Source organism: Methylocystis sp. Se48 (genome assembly GCF_056269425.1).
The window spans coordinates 3,211,801-3,228,408 of sequence record NZ_CM149850.1 but is presented as its reverse complement, the minus strand read 5'-3'; the positions used below and the strand labels follow the sequence as shown (position 1 = coordinate 3,228,408).

The following is a 16,608-nucleotide window of genomic DNA, read 5'->3' as shown; positions in this document are numbered from 1 at the left end:
CGCGCGGCGGCGTCACGCTGCATGCGGCGCGGCGGCGAAGCCGCGCTGACGCAGGAGCGGCTCGACCGTCGGCATGCGGCCGCGGAACGCCACATAGGCTTCCGCCGCGTCCCGCTTGCCGCCCGCGGCATAGATGTGGTCGCGCAATTTCCGCGCGACGTCGGGCGCGAAAGGATCGCCGGTCTCCTTGAACGCTTCGAAGGCGTCGGCGTCGAGCGTCTCGGCCCAGAGATAGCTGTAATAGCCTGCGGAATAGCCGTCGCCCGAGAAGATATGGCTGAAGTGGGAGAGGCGATGCCGCATGACGATCTCCTGCGGCATCGCAATCCGTTCGAGGCTGTCCCGTTCGAAGGCCGCCGCGTCGAAATCGGGCGCGGCGGCGCGATGATGAATGTCGAGATCGACATAGGCCGAGGCGCAGAACTCCACCGTCGCAAATCCCTGATTGAAATGCCGGGAAGCGAGGATGCGCGCGAGAACGTCGTCGGGCATCGGCTCGCCCGTTTCGGCGTGCCGCGCGAACTGCTTGAGAACCGACGGCTCGAGCAGCCAATGTTCGTAAAGCTGCGAGGGAAGCTCGACGAAATCGCGGGCGACATTTGTGCCCGCAACGAGCGGATAGGTCACGTCCGACAGCATGCCGTGCAAGGCGTGGCCGAATTCGTGGAAGAGCGTGCGCGCGTCGTCGAGGCTGAGCAGCGTCGGCGCGCCGTCCGCGCCCTTGGTGAAATTCATGACATTGACGATGATCGGCCGAACCTCGCCATCGAGCTTGTGCTGGGCGCGAAAGTCCGACATCCAGGCGCCGCTGCGCTTCGACGGCCGCGCAAAATAATCGCCGAGAAACAGAGCGACATGTCCGCCGTTCCGGTCGAGAACCTCGAAGGCGCGCACATCCTTGTGATAGAGCTTCAGCCCCCGCCGCTCGACGAAACGCAGACCGAACAGCTTCTCCGCGACATGAAAGGCGGCCGCGATCATGTTGTCGAGCTGGAAGTAGGGCCGCAGCGCGGCCTGATCGAGATCGTAGCGCTCCTTTCTCACGCGCTCCGCATAGAAGCGCCAGTCGTGCGCCGCGACGTTGAAATTCGCGCCGTCTCTTTCAACAAGCGCCTGGATAAGTTCGCGCTCCTCCGAGGCGCGCGCCAGCGCGGGCGCCCAGACGCGGTCCAGCAGTTCGCGGACCGCGGCCGGAGTCTTCGCCATCGTGTCGTCGAGCTTGAACTCGGCGAAGCTCGGAAAGCCGAGCAGCCGGGCGCGCTCCTCGCGCAGTTCCAGAATTTCCCGGATGATCGCCCTGTTGTCGTTCTCGCCGCCGTTTTCGCCCCGGCTCGCCCAGGCGCGAAACACGATTTCGCGCAGGTCGCGGCGCGTCGAGGTTTGCAGGAAGGTCTCTGCGCTCGATCGCGCAAGCGTCACGGCGTATCGGCCCGGCGCGCCCCGCTCGGCGGCGATGCGCGCCGCCGCCGAGCGGAAGTCAGCGGAGAGGCCGTCGAGGTCGCCCTCGTCGATTAGCAGCAGCCAGGAGGCTTCGTCCGCGAGGACGTTTTGTGAAAATCGGGTGGAAAGCGCCGCGAGCCTCTCCATGATCGACTTTAGGCGCGCCTTGTCCGCGTCGTTCAGTTTCGCGCCGGCGCGAATGAAATTCTTGTAGGTCAGCTCTAAAACGCGGCGCTGTTCCGGCGTCAGGTCGAGCGTCTCGCGCGCGCGGTAAAGCGCTTCCACCCGCTGGAAGAGCGCCGTGTTCATCGAGATCTCGCTCGCATGACGCGACAGCCTGCCCGCCATGTCGCGCTCAATTTCCTGAAGCTCTGGACTCGCGTCCGTCGCCGCGAGATTCCAGAAGACCGAGCCGACGTCTGTGAGGAGACGCCCCGCGCGTTCGAGCGCGCCGATGACAGTCTCGAAATCCGGCGCCGCCGGATTTGCGGCGATGGCGTCGATCTCCGCCTTGTGGCGCGATAACGCTTCCTCGAAGGCGGGGCGAAAGTGTTCGCTTCGGATCTCGTCGAAGGGCGGGAGCCCGAAGGGGGCGGTCGAGGGCGTCAGCAGCGGGTTGGACATGCGTTTCCTTGCAGAGACAGGGCGTTTGCGCGCGGGGGCATGGCTTTCGACATCCCGCCGACGCTCCTTGCGCTGAAGATAGCATTTCTCGCAGCCGGTAGCGCAAGCGAAAGCGCGCCCACGCGCCGCGCGATCGCGCAAAGCCGGGAAGACCGCGCGGCGCGTCGCCTGAATCAGTCCGCATCCCTCCTGCGTCTCGCCATTGAAGCACGGATTGAACGAACGACCGATTTCACGCCCGGCTGCGAAATAGCGCTCCACGAGAGGATTCGGCGCGTGTTGCAGCGCGGCCGACGCTTTCCTCGCGCCCGCGCGCCGCCGCCCCAACTTGACGCTTGTCGGTCATGCCCGTGCGACCAAGCTGATTATCGAAGGCGCGCGCGCCGTCGGCGTGGAGTATTTGCGGCTGCGACGCTCCGACACGGCATGGGCGGATGGCGAGGTCATTCTCTCCCTCTCCGGCGGCGCATTACGTTCGCCGCAGCTTTTCATGCTGTCGGGCGTCGGCGCGCGGGCGGAACTCGAAGGCCGCGGCGTCGAGGCGCGCATCTCCTTGCCCGGCGTCGGCAAGAATTTGCAGGATCACCCGAACACGCGCCTGCGACGCGAGTGCGTTTGCAGCGCCTCGCGAGGCAGGCTTTCCGTTCGTGACTTTCGAAATCGCGAGAAATGGCGACGAAGCCGCCGACAAGGCGGCGGCGCTTGGCTTTCCGGTCGTTCACAAAACGGAGCGCGCGGGTCATCTGCACAAGAGCGAGCCGGACGCCATCCGCCTTGGACTGCGCGACCGCGCGGCGGTCGTCGACGCTTTTGAAGGTTTTGGCGACCGTCTCGGACCGGGGCCGGCGCTCGCGCAGCGCCAAGCCGATCAGGGGCTCGAACTCGTCGTCGGCGCGCGTCGCGATCCCTCCTTCGGCCCCGTGGCGATTTGCGGTCGCGGCGGCGTCCGGATCGAGGCGCTTCACGGCGTTTCGCTGCGTCTCGCGCCGTTCGACGCGAAGGAGGCGCGGACGATGTCGGACGAGTTGAAAGGAGGAGGCCTCCTGCGCGGCTTTCGCGGCGGAGCGGCGCTGGATATGGACGCCTTCGCGCGTCTCGTCGCCGATCTGTCGCAATGGTTCGCCGCCGCAGAGTGGCTCGCGGAACTGGACATCAATCACGTCATTGCAGATGGCGCTGCTTTCGCCGTGGTCGACGTTCGCATGTGCGTCGCTGCAGCGGCGTGAGCGGCGGGCCTGCGCCCCGCGACCGCCTCGCGAAGAGCCGCGTCATGTCCTAACTACGCTGTCGGATCGATAGTGGCCCAGTTTCTGCTGACCGGCCGCGCGATCGCCGGCGCGCCGTTGTGGAAAATATTAATCCACTCGAATGGAGACGGACAATTGCGTCCAATTCCTGTTCTTTGTATGGTAGGTCGTTAAAGGTCTGAACCGGCTTTCAGGTTTCAGACGCTTGCACGGCTGGTAAGGTTATTTCGAAAGCCAGTGGCAATCTTGGGAATGGCAGTGACAAAGGGCATGACGCTGACCCGGATCATGTTCCGCGCGGTCCTCGCGTCGCTTTTTGTCGTCCAGCTTTTGGGCCTGTCCAAGGTTCTGGCGCCATCCGCGTATGCCGATGCCTTCTATGGCGTCGCTTCCGCCGAGCATCGCGGCGGCGTGTGCTTGGCGCGATCGGGCCATGAGACGCCTTCCCCCGCTCATCACGATCCGTCAGATTGCTGTACGGCATGTTCCGGGAACGCCCATGACGACGCGCTCCTTGCGATTTTGTCGCTGGCGGCTGTTTTCGACATCGTCATCCCCGAGGCGGACTCGGTCTTTCATTATCATAGTCCGGGCGATCTTCCCCGTCGTCATGAGGGATGGGGCAGCAGCTGGTCCGCGCAGGCGCCCCCGTTTGCGTAAATAAATCCGAACGAGGAGTTCTCGCGCGCATCCACGCGCCGAAGCTCGCGGGCGTTACGCCAGCAAATTCCAGAACACTGAAACGAATGAACCTTCGGGCGTCACGAGTCTGCTTCGGCTCGGGGGCCGAACGGATTTATATCGAGGGAGAGTCATGTCCAAAAAAACCAATCTCGCAGCCTTGATCGCGACCACCGCGCTCGCCGCCGCCGCGGCGATCGGTCTCGCCATCCCGTCGGCGGCCGTCGCGGAGACGATTTCGAATTCCTCGGTGTTGATCACCGCGGACCGCCTGTTCGACGGCGCGAATTTCGTCTCTGGCGTGGGTAAAGCCGTCCTCATTCAGAACGGCAGGATCGCCGCGGTTGGCGCGGCGGGCGCGATCCCTGCGCCGGCGGGCGCCCGGGTCGTGAACGTTCCGGGCGGCACGATCATGCCCGGCTTCATCGACATGCACACCCATCACCTCGTCAATCGGGCGCCTGTTTTGCGCATGCTGGAGCATGGGGTGACCACGGCGCGCGATCTTGGCGGACCGGTGACGCCGGTCGTTCTCGACAAGCCGTTCCAGCTGCGTCAGATCCTGTCCGGTCCGATCATCACGTCGCCGGGCGGTTATCCCCTGACGGTTTTCTCCCCGGACTCCGGCGTCGCGGTGAGCGGCGTCGCCGCTGCGGTCGCGAAGGTTCGCGAGCTTGTCGGCCGAGGCGCGAAAGTGATCGCCGTCTCCCTTGAGCGCGGCGGCGAAATTGGCGCGCCCTGGAGCCAGCACACCCCGACCACGCCGCCGCCGTGGCCGACCGTCACGGACGCAGAGCTGCGCGCCATCGTCACAGAGGCGCATCGGCTCGGCAAAAAGGTCGTCGCCTATCTCGGCACGACTGAGGGGATCACGCGGGCGCTGAACGCCGGCGTGGACGAATGGGCGCATATGCCCTGCGACGTCGTCGGCCACGATCAGTTGCATCGCGCCGCCGACCGGGGCCTGCCGATCGACGGCACGCTGGACACGCTCGTCTCCTGCACCGGCGCTGCGCATAATGCGAGTCACGCCACCGAAATGGGCCTGAAGCTTTTCTATGCGACGGACCTTGGACATCCGGACATTCCGCACGGGATAGACGCGCGGGAGATCCAGCATATCGTCCATGCCTGGATGCACGCCGGCCGCACCTGGGATCAGGCCATGGCGCTCGCGCTCGCCTCCGCGACTGGCGATGCGGGCAAGCAGCTCTTTCGGAACCGGGAAACGACGGAAGCGAAACTCGGCCAGATCGTCGTCGGCGCGCCGGCCGACGTCATCGTGATCGGGAGCGACCCGCGGGTGAATTTCAAAGAGCTGGAGTTTCCCCGGCTCGTGGTCGCCGGCGGGAAGGTCGTGGTCGAGCGCGCCTCGGGTCAATGACCTGCGCCGCTTGACGGCGAGCCCGGTTCCCGCTCCGGTTTCGGACGGAAAAGGAACCGGCGCATGACATCGCGGCGGCCCTAGACCGAATATCGCGTTCTGGAAGGGGCCGCCCGAAAAGAAATAACGAACCAGCGTCGCAAAGGCTTCGCCTCCATCGGGGCGAGCGGCGCGCCGTCCATTTCGAGCGTTCGGAGACTGATGCGATGAAACTGAAGACCGACGCGAGCCGCAGAGAATCGCCTGTTTTGGCGTCGCCGATCGAGAGCCGCCTCTTGAAGCCGCTTCTGTTCGTCCCCGTCGCGCTGGCGCTTTTGACGGGTTCGGTCAGGGCGGAGGAAGCCGTCGGGCCGGATGCGGCGACAGAGCCGAGGGACGTCGACAATTCCTACGCCGCTCCCGAATACGCCCAGACCGGCGCCGGGTGGTTCACCGCCGGCGGAACGCAACAGGGCACGCGTTTCAGCGGTCTCAACGAAATCACGCCGCTCAACGCTGCAACTCTCGTCGAGGAATTTTCTTTCCCGACGGGAACGAAGGGCAGCCATCAGGGCAGTCCGCTCGTCGTCGGGAACACGATGTATGTCGTCACGCCGTTCCCGAACAAGCTCATCGCCCTGAACCTGAGGGCGCCCACGAGGCCGGTATGGACCTTCGATCCGCGCCCGGCAGGGTTCTCGCGCGGTCTGACATGCTGCGACATCGTCAATCGCGGCGCGGTCTACGCCAACGGCATGATCATCTATACGCTCCTCGACGGCAACGTGGTCGCGGTCAATGCGAGGACGGGCGCGCAGGTATGGAAGACCAAGGTCGCCAATCCATGGCTCGGCGAAACCTTGAACACGGCGCCGATCGTCGTTCGGGACAAGGTCATTTTCGGCAGTTCGGGATCGGAGATGGGCGTGCGCGGCTCCGTGCGCGCGTTGAACGTCACGACCGGCCAGCTCGTATGGCAGGCCTATTCGACCGGTCCAGACGCCTCCGTTCTGATCGACTCGACGTTCCGCCCCTATTTCGCAAAAGACCGGGGCGCAAATCTTGGCGTCTCGACGTGGCCCACGAATATGTGGCGCTATGGCGGGGCCACCTCATGGGCATGGATCACCTATGACCCTGCATTGAACCTCATTTTTTACGGAACGTCTCAGCCCGGCACCTTCAATCCGGACATGCGGCCGGGCGACAATAAATGGGCGACGACGATCTTCGCCCGCAATCCGGACACGGGCAAGGCGGTCTGGGCCTATCAGTTGACGCCTCACGACAACTGGGATTACGACGCGACCAATGAGAGCACTGTCGTCGATCTGACGATCGGCGGCGTCCTTCGCAGGGTCATCGTTCATTTCGACAAGAACGGCTTCGTCTATACGCTCGACCGGGCGACCGGCCAGCTGATCAGCGCGCGGCCGTTCAGCGTCGTCAACTGGGCGACGGGGATCAATCTTGGGACCGGTCTTCCGGACGTGGTTCCGACCAAACTCACGCACGAGGGCGCCGTCACGAGCAACATCTGTCCCTCGGCCTTCGGCGCGAAGGACTGGGAGTATTCTGCGTTTTCGCCGATCACCAACCTGTTCTATTTCGGCGCGATCAACATGTGCATGAGTTACGAGCCGTTCAAGGTCGTCTATATCGCCGGCACGCCGATGATCGGCGCCAATCTGGGCGTCGCGCCGGGCCCTGGCGGAAACATGGGCGAATTCGTCGCCTATGATCCGGTCAGGGGCGTGCGGGCGTGGACGATCAAGGAGCCGTTCCCTGTCTTCGGCGGCGCGCTCGCCACTGCGGGCGGCGTCGTTTTCTACGGAACCCTCGACAAGAAATTCATCGCGCGGGACGCCCGGACGGGCCGGCTTCTGTTCTCCCGGCAACTCGAATGCGGGATCGCCTCGGCTCCGATCACTTTTACGGGTCCGGATGGCAGACAGCGCGTGGCGATCACGACGGGGTTAGGCTGGCTCAATGGCGCATTTGTCGGCGGGCCCTGCCCAGCGGGAACCACCTTCGCTAGCGGAAGTCCGGCGCTGGCCAGCGCGTCGGTGGATCGTGGCGCAAACGAAATTCCTCAGTCTGAAGCTGCGCCCGCCGCCGCGCCGACGAGCGGCTATGTTCACGTCTTCAAGCTGCCCTGACGAGCGAGGCGGCCGCTCGCAGGAAATTTCGTCGAAAAGGATGCGGCGATGCGTGGATCAGTTCCTTCACGAAGCCTGCGAACGCTCGCCGTCATCGCGCTCGCTCTCGGGACGGCGGGGAAGTCGGCGGCGGAGGAGGTTACAGAGCCCACTCTCACGGTCTGCGCCGATCCGGCGAATCTTCCCTATTCGAACGAGGCGGAGGAGGGGTTCGAAAACCGGATCGCCAAAATACTCGCGGCGGACCTCGGATTGAACCTGCGATATTTCTGGTTTGCCGAACACAAGAACTTCTTGCGCAATTCGCTCAACGCGGGCCTGTGCGACGCCGTTCTCAGTGTCCCGGCCGCATTGTCCAACGTGGCCGCCACGCGGCCCTACTTCACTTCGACCTATGTCGCGGTTACGCGCGCCGACGACGAGAGACGCTTCTCGTCCTTCGACGACCCCTGGCTCAAGGACGCGCGCATTGGACTGCAACTGGTCGGCAACGAAGGGATCACGACCCCGCCGGCGGCGGCCGTCGCGCGACGGGGCCTCACCGAACATATCACGGCCTTTCCCATGTGGGCCGAGGATGGCGAGACGAATCCTCAAGGCGACATTGTCGAGGCGGTGGCCGACGGTCGCATCGACATCGCATTCGTATGGGGACCGTTCGCGGGGTATTTCGGAAAGCGACACGGCGCCCGTCTCGCGATCACCCCGATCATGGCGGACCCGCAGTCGCCGGAGCTCGTTTTCGTTTACCCCATGTCGATCGGCGTTCGCAAGAATGACGCCGCCCTTGGCGACAAGCTGCAGAAGGCCCTCGACCGAAATGCGGAGAAAATCGGCGCTGTTCTCCGCGACGCCGGCGTTCCCCTGGTCGAGGCGCCCGCCGCGCCTGGGGCGAACGCCGCGGCCGTCGCCCCGAAAGCTCAATGACAGTGAGAAGGATCCGAACGATGCGTAAACGGCGCTTCCTTTTCGTGCTCGCTCTGGCGTCCGGCAGCCTGGCGAGTCTCGCGCATGCCGATCAGATCATCGATGGCCGCAAAGCCTGGCTGAGACTCAACTGTTACGGATGCCACGGCAGTCGCGCCCAGGGCGGCATGGGACCGAGTGTGCGAACCGCCGACTATTACGGCGTTCTTGCGGCGTTGTCGGGGAGCTCTGTCAGCGGGGGGATGCGATCCTATTCGGGTATTGCAACGAATACGGATGCCGCGAATATCGCCGCCTATCTTGCGGTGATCGGGACGGCCAGGGAGCCCAAATGGTTCGATTGGTGGCGGCGCTGAGGCGGTGCGATCGCGTCGCGATCGGTAACGCCAATACGTCTTCATGGATAGGGCGCACGCCCAGCGCCCCCGTCTTCCGTCAAAGAGCGCTCCTAAAGGAGGCGAACCGCCAATTCATTATTGGTCTTCCAGGCCTCGATCATGGTCGGCCCCCGTCAAGCCGACCACCCATTGGTCGCGCAATGCGCGTCTCGGGGATCCAAAAGAATGCGATCTCTCAAAAAATCCACATTTCCTTGAGGAAACTCTATTCTTTTTTGTTTGCGGGACGGCGGCTTCTAAGGAAACTCTTCAATAACTCGCGATCGGCCTTGTCCAGAAGGACGGCGTATGCGACCGGAACGTAAACGAGAGCGATCGCGCTCGACCATGTGAACAAAGCAAGCCAACTCTCCGGCCACCAAAACTCGGAGACGTATTTGGCGACGAGGCCGACTGACGCCGTCGCAACCGCGCCAATCGCGAGAGGGCCGTAAAGCGCCCACCACCGCATCCCCATCAAAACGGCGCTGTAGCTCGTCAACACGCCGACGTTGCGGATGGTCCACATGATTGCGGTTGCGGCGGCGACGCCGGAAGCGCCCCAATTCGTCCAATGGGCAAACGCAACAGCAAGCAATATGCTGGCGCATCCGAGAAACAGTGTGACGAGCGCTTCGGCCTTCACGCGATTGTAGGCTGTAATCACGTAGATCAGCGGCAGGATGCCTGAATTGAGCGTGAGGTGCCCGGCGAGAATAGCCAACAGCACATCGAGACCCGCGAAGTCTTTCCCGAGCCAAAGCGTCAGGAGGGGAGCCCCGAATCCGCAAAGCAGGCCGATAGGCAGAGCGAGGCCGACTCCGAGAAGCTTTGTGGAATGAACGGCGATCTTCCGAATCCCGGCGACGTCCCCAGCGGCGTAGCATGCGAGGATCGCCGGCCTCGCCACTTCGCTGACCGCCGCGGTCATCGTGGAGATCAGGCTGGTGAACGGCATGAGCGCGCCATAGCGTCCTGTCATCTCGGCGCCGAAGATGGCGTTGACGATGACGAGATTCACCTGCGTCAGCAGAAGAAAGCCAAACTGGTTTACTGTTTCCCACCCGCCAAGCGTAAAGAGACTGCGGAACTGGTGAGAGTCGAAATTCCGGGGTTGTATGTGCAGTTGCGGCGTTAATCGCCGCCACACGAGAACGTCTCCCGAGAAGCCTACCGCAGCGGCGAGAACGAGGCCAGCGGAAACCTGCCATAGGCTGGGATCCCAGAAGAGGAAGCTGATCACGACGCAACCGACGCGGACAATCGAGCCAAGCAATCGAACCGCGTTTCGTAGATCGAAACGATGCATGATGATGGCCGAGACGCCGAAATTTCCGCTGACGATCGCTATGAGCGTTGCGACGCATGCGCTCGCGAAGAGAAGCTGCGTCTCGAACTCCAGGCCCGGAGGGACATTGAACAGATCGGGAAAAAAATAGGCGACGAGAATCGCAGGCGGCAGCAGCATCGCGCAAGCCGAGAGCGATAAGGCTAGAGCGGCGTTGAAAGTCCGGTTGGCGGCCGTATCGTCGCGGCTGTTGATGTCGATCGCCAGAAAGCGATTGACGGTGACCTCGACGCCCATGGAAATGATCACGGAATAAGCGACCAGCGAATTAGCGAGCGAGGCCATGCCATAGGCCGCCACCCCGAGATGCCCGATCAGAAACGGAATGTACCACAGCATGATCGCCGTGTTGACGCCGAGGAAGCCAACTTGCGAAACGACATTGACGATGAAGCGCCGGCGCGCTTCATTGACATGACTGCCGACGGTCAGGGAACGGTTTGTCGTATTCATCGTGGATCACGTGGCGCGATTGGCGCGACAGCGCCGCAATGGCGAAGACTCTGCATTTTGTTTCGGCGATACTCTGCTAACCGCTATCGTCATTCGCCGAGAAGCGAAGCCGGTTCTCCGCTTTACTTGTCAGGCGTGGACGCACGGGACAGCCGGTAGGCTGCATTTCATTTTCGTCGCAATCACGCGGATTGCGTGGACGGGGTGTTCTGATGTGGTTTCTTCGCGAACGCCTGAGTGAAGTTCGTGGGCATGATCAGCATGAAAATCATCAGGGAGACGCCCGGATTATTTGCGCCGCCGTCTTTCAGCAGGGCCATAGCGAAACCAAGCGAGACAGCTATGACGCTCGGGAAATAGCCAGGGGGCAAAAGAAAGCCGCCTGAATCCTCTCTCTGCATGAGCCGCCGCGTAGCAAGAAACTGAAAGTAGGCGGAAGCGAAGAACGAAGCGTAAAGAATAAGGCCGATGATTCCCGTTTCGATGGTTACTTCGAACAGGATATTGTGAGGCGGCATGTCGGAGCGGTTGATGAGCGTGATGCCGGCGTAGTGCGGCAACTCCAGAGCGCCGTTTCCGATTCCGACGCCTGTCAACGGATAATCTTCTATGAGCCGAATGCTCCCGTCCCAAAGGACGTCGCGCTTGCCAAGTTCATTTCCTTCGTCTTCGAAACGCTTGCTGAGCGAGTCGAGCAGGAAGGGCGCGCTCGTCAACAGGATGACGAGGGCGGCGCCCCCGCCTACCGCGCCCCAGAAACGAAGCGGCTTCCATAGACACAAGGCTGTCAGCGTGAGCACGAGAGCGAGCGTGCTCCCGCGGGAACCGCTGAGGAGGATCAGGATGGAGACAAGCACGACGTAAAGAACGCCGAAGGCGATGGAGACGGCTCTGTCCTTTCCAACGCTTCTCATGGCCGGCCAAAGCGGGCCTGGCAAAAACAATATCAACATGGAGCCGACTTCATTTTCATTGAAGCCCGGGACTTTCAATCGCTCTCCAAACTGGAAATCCGTGAAGAAGACGGCGTGCAAGCCGAGAATTGCCAGCACCCATCCGAGAGCGGACAACAGGCGCATGAATGCGTCCAGCGTTTCTGGCGTGCGCACCTGCTGAAGTAGCAGGAAGATCGAGATCAAGCCGACGCCGTAGCGGCGGAGATTCTCGAAGCCGACGTTGAAATCACCTGCCCAATACAGGCTGATCGCGCCCCATAAAATGAACGCGCCCATGAACAGGAAGACGTCGTTCCAAACGATACGGCTGCGATCTGCATGAGCCTTCAGAAGCCACGCGCATATCGCAAGCAACAACGCTCCGTTCGCGATTGGTTGAATTACGTGAGTAATGCCGGTTTCAGGGTCGCTGTAATGCAACGATCGAAAGAAGAGGCCGATAAAAAGCGTCAATAGCGGCCGGGTGAGCAAGAAGGCTGCGGCGGCTGCGCCCAATATGGCGCCGATGAAGAGCAATGGCGCCATGGGTCCGTCCGTCGCGGCGAGCGCGCCGGCGCCGGCGATGACGACGGCGGCAATAATGAGAAGACTGCGAGGCGCGGGCTTTCGGTCGAGAAGGAGTCTCGATAGCGAGTCGATGACAGCTACGCTCATATCCGCGAATACTCCACCAGCGACGCCTGTGTGCAGTGATGCTGCTCACGAAACTCGTTAGACAGGTACGTGTCGGTCGCGGGCCTGTCAATGCGCGTGAAGTAAAACGGCTAATTTCAAGCATGAGCGTAACTATTTCGCGGCGCGCGATAAAGCGTTGTTGGTCGCAATTTTGCTTGAAGCCGAACTCAGGGAACAAAGCCCCTGTTTCGGGCGTTAGCTTTCGACGTAGTTGGTTGGTCTTTGCGCTGGGGAACAGCGAATGTGCGGCATTTTTGGTCGTTTCGGTTCAGGGATTGATGAATCGCTCGGAGCCTTTGCGAAAATTGATCGTCTGATGCGCCACAGGGGTCCAGACGACCGCGGGCTCGAGCGGGGAGAAGGATGGGCGCTCGGTTTTCGCAGGCTCAGCATTCTCGATTTGAGTCCGAACGGTCATCAGCCGATGCGCAGTCCCGACGGCAGATACTGGATCGCGTTTAACGGCGAGATCTACAATTATCTGGAGTTGCGCAAACAACTCGAAGAGCAGGGCGAACGTTTTCACGGAACCTCCGACACTGAGGTTCTGTTGCGCCTGCTCGCGCGCGAGGGCGCAGGAGCGCTGTCGTCGTTGAACGGGATGTTCGCGATCGCATTCGTCGATACGCAGGCGCGGACGTTCCTGCTTGCGCGCGACCGTCTCGGCGTCAAGCCGCTTTATTACAAGGTCGGGCAGGGCAGCCTGAGTTTCGCTTCTGAATTGAAGGGTTTGCTCGCCTGGCCAGACGCGGAGCGGCGGATCGCCCCCGTTGCAGTGGTTCAATATTTGGCGCTCGGCTATCTGCCGAGCGAAACATGTATTTTCTCCGACTGTTCCAAACTTCCGCCGGGCCATTTGATCACGGGATCCCTCGACGAACCCCAGTCCGCGAAACTTTCTCGTTACTGGACGCTGTCGTTTTCAGAGGAAGAAGGCGATCGTCCGCTGAGTGGCGGCGAGCTGGATACGCTGCACGACCTGCTGGCGGACGCCGTTCGAATTCGGCTTCGAAGCGACGTTCCGCTCGGCATTTTTCTTTCTGGCGGCATCGACAGCGGAATTGTAGCGGCTCTTGCCGCGGAGGCGTCCGGGCGCGCGCCGCTCGCGTTGACCGTGGGGTTCGACGAGGAAAGCGCGGATGAAAGCGCGCTGGCGCGCGCCTCCGCCGAACATGCGGGCCTCGAGCATCGGATCATCCTGCAAAAGGCGCCGAGGCTCGACGACATCGACCGGATCGCATGGTATTTCGACGAACCCTTCGGCGACCAATCTGCGCTGCCGACTTTCAACCTGTGCGAGGCGGCGGCGCAACATGCCACCGTATTTCTCTCCGGCGACGGCGGCGACGAAGCTTTCGCGGGTTATCGTCCCTATATCGAGTGTCAGAAAAGCCGGCTTCTCATCGGCGCATGCAGCCTCGCCAGCGGAGCGCTCCGGGCGGCCGCGCATCTGGCGCCCGAAATGTCGATCACTCGGCATCGCCTTCTCAAGCTTTCGCTGCCTGACGATGGCGCTGCGGCGGCCTTCGACCGTCTGCCGGCGGATCCGGCGATCTGGGCGGCTGCGCCTTCGGAGCTTCATGCGCTTGAGACGCAGGCCGGACTGCCCATCTGGCGGAGATGGAGCGACAGCAAGGGGTTGCCGCTCGTCACGCGCCAGCAAAAACTCGATTACGATCTCTACCTGCCGGACGATATTCTCGTGAAAGTCGATCGCGCCTCGATGGCGCACTCCATCGAGGTTCGTTCGCCGCTTCTCGATTTTCGCCTCGTCGAATGGGCGGCGCGGCTGCCGCGCAAGGCCCTGCTGAATACGAGCGCCGGAAAATTGCCGCTGAGAGCGCTCGCGTCGCGGCTGCTGCCGTCAAGCGTCAGCGGCGCCGTCAAAAAGGGCTTTGGAACGCCCCTGGCGCAGTGGTTTCGACAGCCCGCGGGGATCGAGATGGCGCGGGAGCGGCTGCTCTCTCCGGAAGCGCATCGCCTTGGTCTTTGGAATCCGGCGGGCGCGGAACGTCTGTTGACCCTCCACCAGTCGGCGGACGGGCGCGATTTCGGCCCACTGCTCTGGCGGCTCGTGATGCTGGAGGCTTGGGCGAGGCATTACGCCGAAGGCTCAGTCGATCTCCTCGCGCCGCAAACGATGGCGCCGAGGCGTCGCGTCGTCGGCGAATAGGAAAGAACGCGCCTACGCCTTGCGAATGAGACAGAGGGCGTGACTTCTCAGAAACGGGAACAGATTGAGAAAGCTAAACAGGGTCGGGCTGATGGGCGCAACGCGCCGTGCGATCGGGGGAGCGAGCGTTACGCGTCTGACCTCGATAACGCCTCCGGGGAAAAGGTCACGGAGTTCGGCGACCGTCAGCTTGGCGACATCTGGATTGCCGGGATTGTCGTAAACGAAATCATACGACAGCATGGCGCCGCCAGGCTTCAGCCATGACCAGATGCGCTCTGCGATCATGCGCCGCGTCGGGTGGTTCAGGATCGAGGAAAAAACGGTGAACTGAAGCGCAAGGTCGATCGATTCGGCGGCAATGTCGGCCCCGAGCGCGTCGCCCGGGAAGAACGTGACGCCCTGCGGCAGCCGGCGCCGGGCGCTTGCAAGGCGTTCCGGCAATAATTCATTGGCGAACAAATGCGTCGGCTCGGCGCCAAGGCGGATCATGTCGAGCAGATTGTCGCCCGCGCCGCACCCGATCTCAAGGATGGCGCATTGGCCGAGCTTCCTCGATTGGCCGAGCCATGAATGAAGGAGGGCGGCCGTTTCCACATATAGTTCCGCCTTCCAAAGGGCGTTGCAGCGGAGGATGGGATCATAGAGGTCGCGCATGCCAGCCGATCGCCGCTTCGCATAGCGACGTTCGATCTCCGAAATTTCGTGGCCATGGCCGGAAGGGTCGATCTCAGGACGCAACACGCCGACTCCACTGCATATTACCTTGCACGACGCAAATGTCGCATGAAAAAACCAATCGACCTATCGCATTTCCAAAGAATCGGTCGGCGCCCGATTTCCGGTCGAGCGCGGGCGAAGCCGCATGAGCGCTACGGAGCCCGCGCGCCGCCGAAGTAAAAGGTCGCGAGGCCCGCATTGGCCGCAGGCTGAACGCTCGCGTTCAGAAGCGTCATGAATTTCGTGACTTCGACCGATACCGCGTTCGCGATGAAAATGACATCCTGATTGCGCATATGGACATTGGTCGCGAGAAAATAGCCGCCGGGGTCCGCGAAATTCACGGAAAAGATGATCGGCACGAGCGGATCCGATGGAAAACGGGACATGTCGACGCCGAGCGCTTCGGCGACTTTGCGCGGCTCGCGGCGATAAAGGAAGACCGACGTCGGGTCGGCCTGAATATCCACCAATCCCTTCGCCTTGCCGACGGCCTCGGCGAGATTGATGCGCCAGGCGTCGAAATTGAAGACGCCCTGTTCCCCCGCCGCGCCGAAGGCGATGAACTTCTGCGGTTCGCGGTAGACGTAGATCTGATCGCCGGGTTGCAGAAAAATGTTGTTGGACGGATAGGAAATGAGATTTTCGAACGGAACCGTGGCGCGCCGCTTGTCGCGTTCGAGCGTCACCCAGGTTTCGTAGCCGGGCGATTTGATGCCGCCGGCGCGCGTCAGGGCGTCGGTGATGCGGTCGCGCGCGCCGGCGAAAGGCGCGGGGAAGCGCACCGGCGTATTTACCTCGCCGAGCACCGAAACCAGATTGGAACGCTGCTGCGCCAAAGCCACGATGACCTGGGGTTCGATGGCGCGGTCGGCGATCTTTTTGATGATCGAGTTCTGAACCTCGACATTCGTGCGGCCGGCCGCCTTCACCGTTCCCGCGTAGGGAATGGTGATGTTGCCTTCGTTGTCGATAACCTGCTCCGGCAGCGCCACGAAGTTGCCGGGGCGGATGCCGGCTTCCGCCGGGATGAACAGGCCGCCGGCGGCGGATTCGAATATCGTGACGTTCACCGTGTCGCCGACGCCGAAGCGAATGATCGACGGCGGTTTGCGATCCTTGAACGTTCCGGCGAGACCCGGCGGTTCGTTCGCCGCCAGAATATCGACCGTTTGTTGCGTCAGCGGAACTACGGCGTAGCGGAAGCGAAGCGAGTCGCTCCCCTCCGAACGAATTTCCACCGGGTCAGGCCCGGTCGATGGCAGACAGGCGGCGAGCTGCTGCGACAGGCAGACGAGAGCCGCCGAGCCGAGAAGTCTCTTCGACCCTCGCTTCAGCGCCGGGCGCGGCCAAGATCGGATATGGAAACTCATTGGCGCACCTTGGAAGTTCGAATCATCTCGTCCAACAAAGTTTGGTCCGTCATACCCTTCAAACCCGTGTCGAGTGAACCCCGCGCAAGCGT

General features: G+C 62.4%; 12 protein-coding genes and 1 pseudogene. 8 read left to right on the top strand and 5 right to left on the bottom strand.

Going from position 1 to position 16,608, the window contains the following annotated elements:
- Nucleotides 1–12: 12 nt before the first annotated feature.
- Nucleotides 13–2,064, bottom strand: coding sequence for a M3 family metallopeptidase (locus ACV959_RS15655; RefSeq protein WP_475737487.1), 2,052 nt, complete (start codon nt 2,062–2,064; stop codon nt 13–15).
- Nucleotides 2,065–2,350: 286 nt separating this feature from the next.
- Between ACV959_RS15655 and ACV959_RS15650 the strand changes: the two are divergent.
- The 7 genes and pseudogenes from ACV959_RS15650 to ACV959_RS15620 all read left to right on the top strand — a co-directional run.
- Nucleotides 2,351–2,641, top strand: a pseudogene (locus tag ACV959_RS15650) (GMC family oxidoreductase N-terminal domain-containing protein); the annotation flags it as partial.
- Nucleotides 2,637–3,290, top strand: coding sequence for an acetate--CoA ligase family protein (locus tag ACV959_RS15645; RefSeq protein WP_475739692.1), 654 nt, complete (start codon nt 2,637–2,639; stop codon nt 3,288–3,290). The pseudogene ACV959_RS15650 and the gene ACV959_RS15645, both read left to right, overlap by 5 nt.
- 279 nt (nt 3,291–3,569) lie before the next feature.
- Nucleotides 3,570–3,971 carry a hypothetical protein gene (locus ACV959_RS15640; protein ID WP_475737486.1) on the top strand — a complete coding sequence of 134 codons (402 nt, stop codon included), beginning with the start codon at nt 3,570–3,572 and terminating at the stop codon, nt 3,969–3,971.
- A gap of 154 nt (nt 3,972–4,125) precedes the next feature.
- Nucleotides 4,126–5,376: an amidohydrolase family protein gene (locus tag ACV959_RS15635; protein ID WP_475737485.1), complete on the top strand. Its 1,251-nt coding sequence runs from the start codon at nt 4,126–4,128 to the stop codon at nt 5,374–5,376.
- A gap of 206 nt (nt 5,377–5,582) precedes the next feature.
- Nucleotides 5,583–7,514 (top strand): PQQ-dependent dehydrogenase, methanol/ethanol family, encoded by a 1,932-nt coding sequence (locus ACV959_RS15630; RefSeq protein WP_475737484.1) that lies wholly within the window; start codon nt 5,583–5,585, stop codon nt 7,512–7,514.
- 48 nt (nt 7,515–7,562) lie between these two features.
- Nucleotides 7,563–8,441 (top strand): quinoprotein dehydrogenase-associated putative ABC transporter substrate-binding protein, encoded by an 879-nt coding sequence (locus ACV959_RS15625; protein WP_475737483.1) that lies wholly within the window; start codon nt 7,563–7,565, stop codon nt 8,439–8,441.
- A gap of 20 nt (nt 8,442–8,461) precedes the next feature.
- Nucleotides 8,462–8,797, top strand: coding sequence for a c-type cytochrome (locus ACV959_RS15620; RefSeq protein WP_475737482.1), 336 nt, complete (start codon nt 8,462–8,464; stop codon nt 8,795–8,797).
- A 247-nt stretch (nt 8,798–9,044) separates the two neighbouring features.
- Here ACV959_RS15620 and ACV959_RS15615 read toward each other — a convergent pair whose 3' ends face one another.
- Nucleotides 9,045–10,619 carry a lipopolysaccharide biosynthesis protein gene (locus ACV959_RS15615; protein ID WP_475737481.1) on the bottom strand — a complete coding sequence of 525 codons (1,575 nt, stop codon included), beginning with the start codon at nt 10,617–10,619 and terminating at the stop codon, nt 9,045–9,047.
- Between the two features lie 182 nt (nt 10,620–10,801).
- Nucleotides 10,802–12,100 carry an O-antigen ligase family protein gene (locus ACV959_RS15610; RefSeq protein WP_475737480.1) on the bottom strand — a complete coding sequence of 433 codons (1,299 nt, stop codon included), beginning with the start codon at nt 12,098–12,100 and terminating at the stop codon, nt 10,802–10,804.
- 391 nt (nt 12,101–12,491) lie between these two features.
- On the opposite strand from ACV959_RS15610, the gene asnB reads away from it, so the two are divergent.
- Nucleotides 12,492–14,423, top strand: a complete 1,932-nt coding sequence (gene asnB, locus ACV959_RS15605; protein ID WP_475737479.1) for an asparagine synthase (glutamine-hydrolyzing) — start codon at nt 12,492–12,494, stop codon at nt 14,421–14,423.
- Nucleotides 14,424–14,435: 12 nt separating this feature from the next.
- On the opposite strand, the gene ACV959_RS15600 is transcribed toward asnB, so the two are convergent.
- Nucleotides 14,436–15,167, bottom strand: a complete 732-nt coding sequence (locus ACV959_RS15600) for a class I SAM-dependent methyltransferase (protein WP_475737478.1) — start codon at nt 15,165–15,167, stop codon at nt 14,436–14,438.
- Nucleotides 15,168–15,295: 128 nt separating this feature from the next.
- Complete coding sequence (locus tag ACV959_RS15595) at nt 15,296–16,516, bottom strand: polysaccharide biosynthesis/export family protein (RefSeq protein WP_475737477.1); 1,221 nt, start codon at nt 16,514–16,516, stop codon at nt 15,296–15,298.
- Nucleotides 16,517–16,608 lie beyond the last annotated feature (92 nt).

Bases quoted from the DNA above. Each gene is read 5' to 3' on its own strand.
- ACV959_RS15655 (WP_475737487.1), bottom strand. From the start codon at position 2,064: ATGTCCAACCCGCTGCTGACGCCCTCGACCGCCCCCTTCGGGCTCCCG.
- ACV959_RS15635 (WP_475737485.1), top strand. From the start codon at position 4,126: ATGTCCAAAAAAACCAATCTCGCAGCCTTGATCGCGACCACCGCGCTC.
- ACV959_RS15630 (WP_475737484.1), top strand. From the start codon at position 5,583: ATGAAACTGAAGACCGACGCGAGCCGCAGAGAATCGCCTGTTTTGGCG.
- ACV959_RS15625 (WP_475737483.1), top strand. From the start codon at position 7,563: ATGCGTGGATCAGTTCCTTCACGAAGCCTGCGAACGCTCGCCGTCATC.
- ACV959_RS15620 (WP_475737482.1), top strand. From the start codon at position 8,462: ATGCGTAAACGGCGCTTCCTTTTCGTGCTCGCTCTGGCGTCCGGCAGC.
- ACV959_RS15615 (WP_475737481.1), bottom strand. From the start codon at position 10,619: ATGAATACGACAAACCGTTCCCTGACCGTCGGCAGTCATGTCAATGAA.
- ACV959_RS15610 (WP_475737480.1), bottom strand. From the start codon at position 12,100: ATGGCGCCATTGCTCTTCATCGGCGCCATATTGGGCGCAGCCGCCGCA.
- asnB (WP_475737479.1), top strand. From the start codon at position 12,492: ATGTGCGGCATTTTTGGTCGTTTCGGTTCAGGGATTGATGAATCGCTC.
- ACV959_RS15595 (WP_475737477.1), bottom strand. From the start codon at position 16,516: ATGAGTTTCCATATCCGATCTTGGCCGCGCCCGGCGCTGAAGCGAGGG.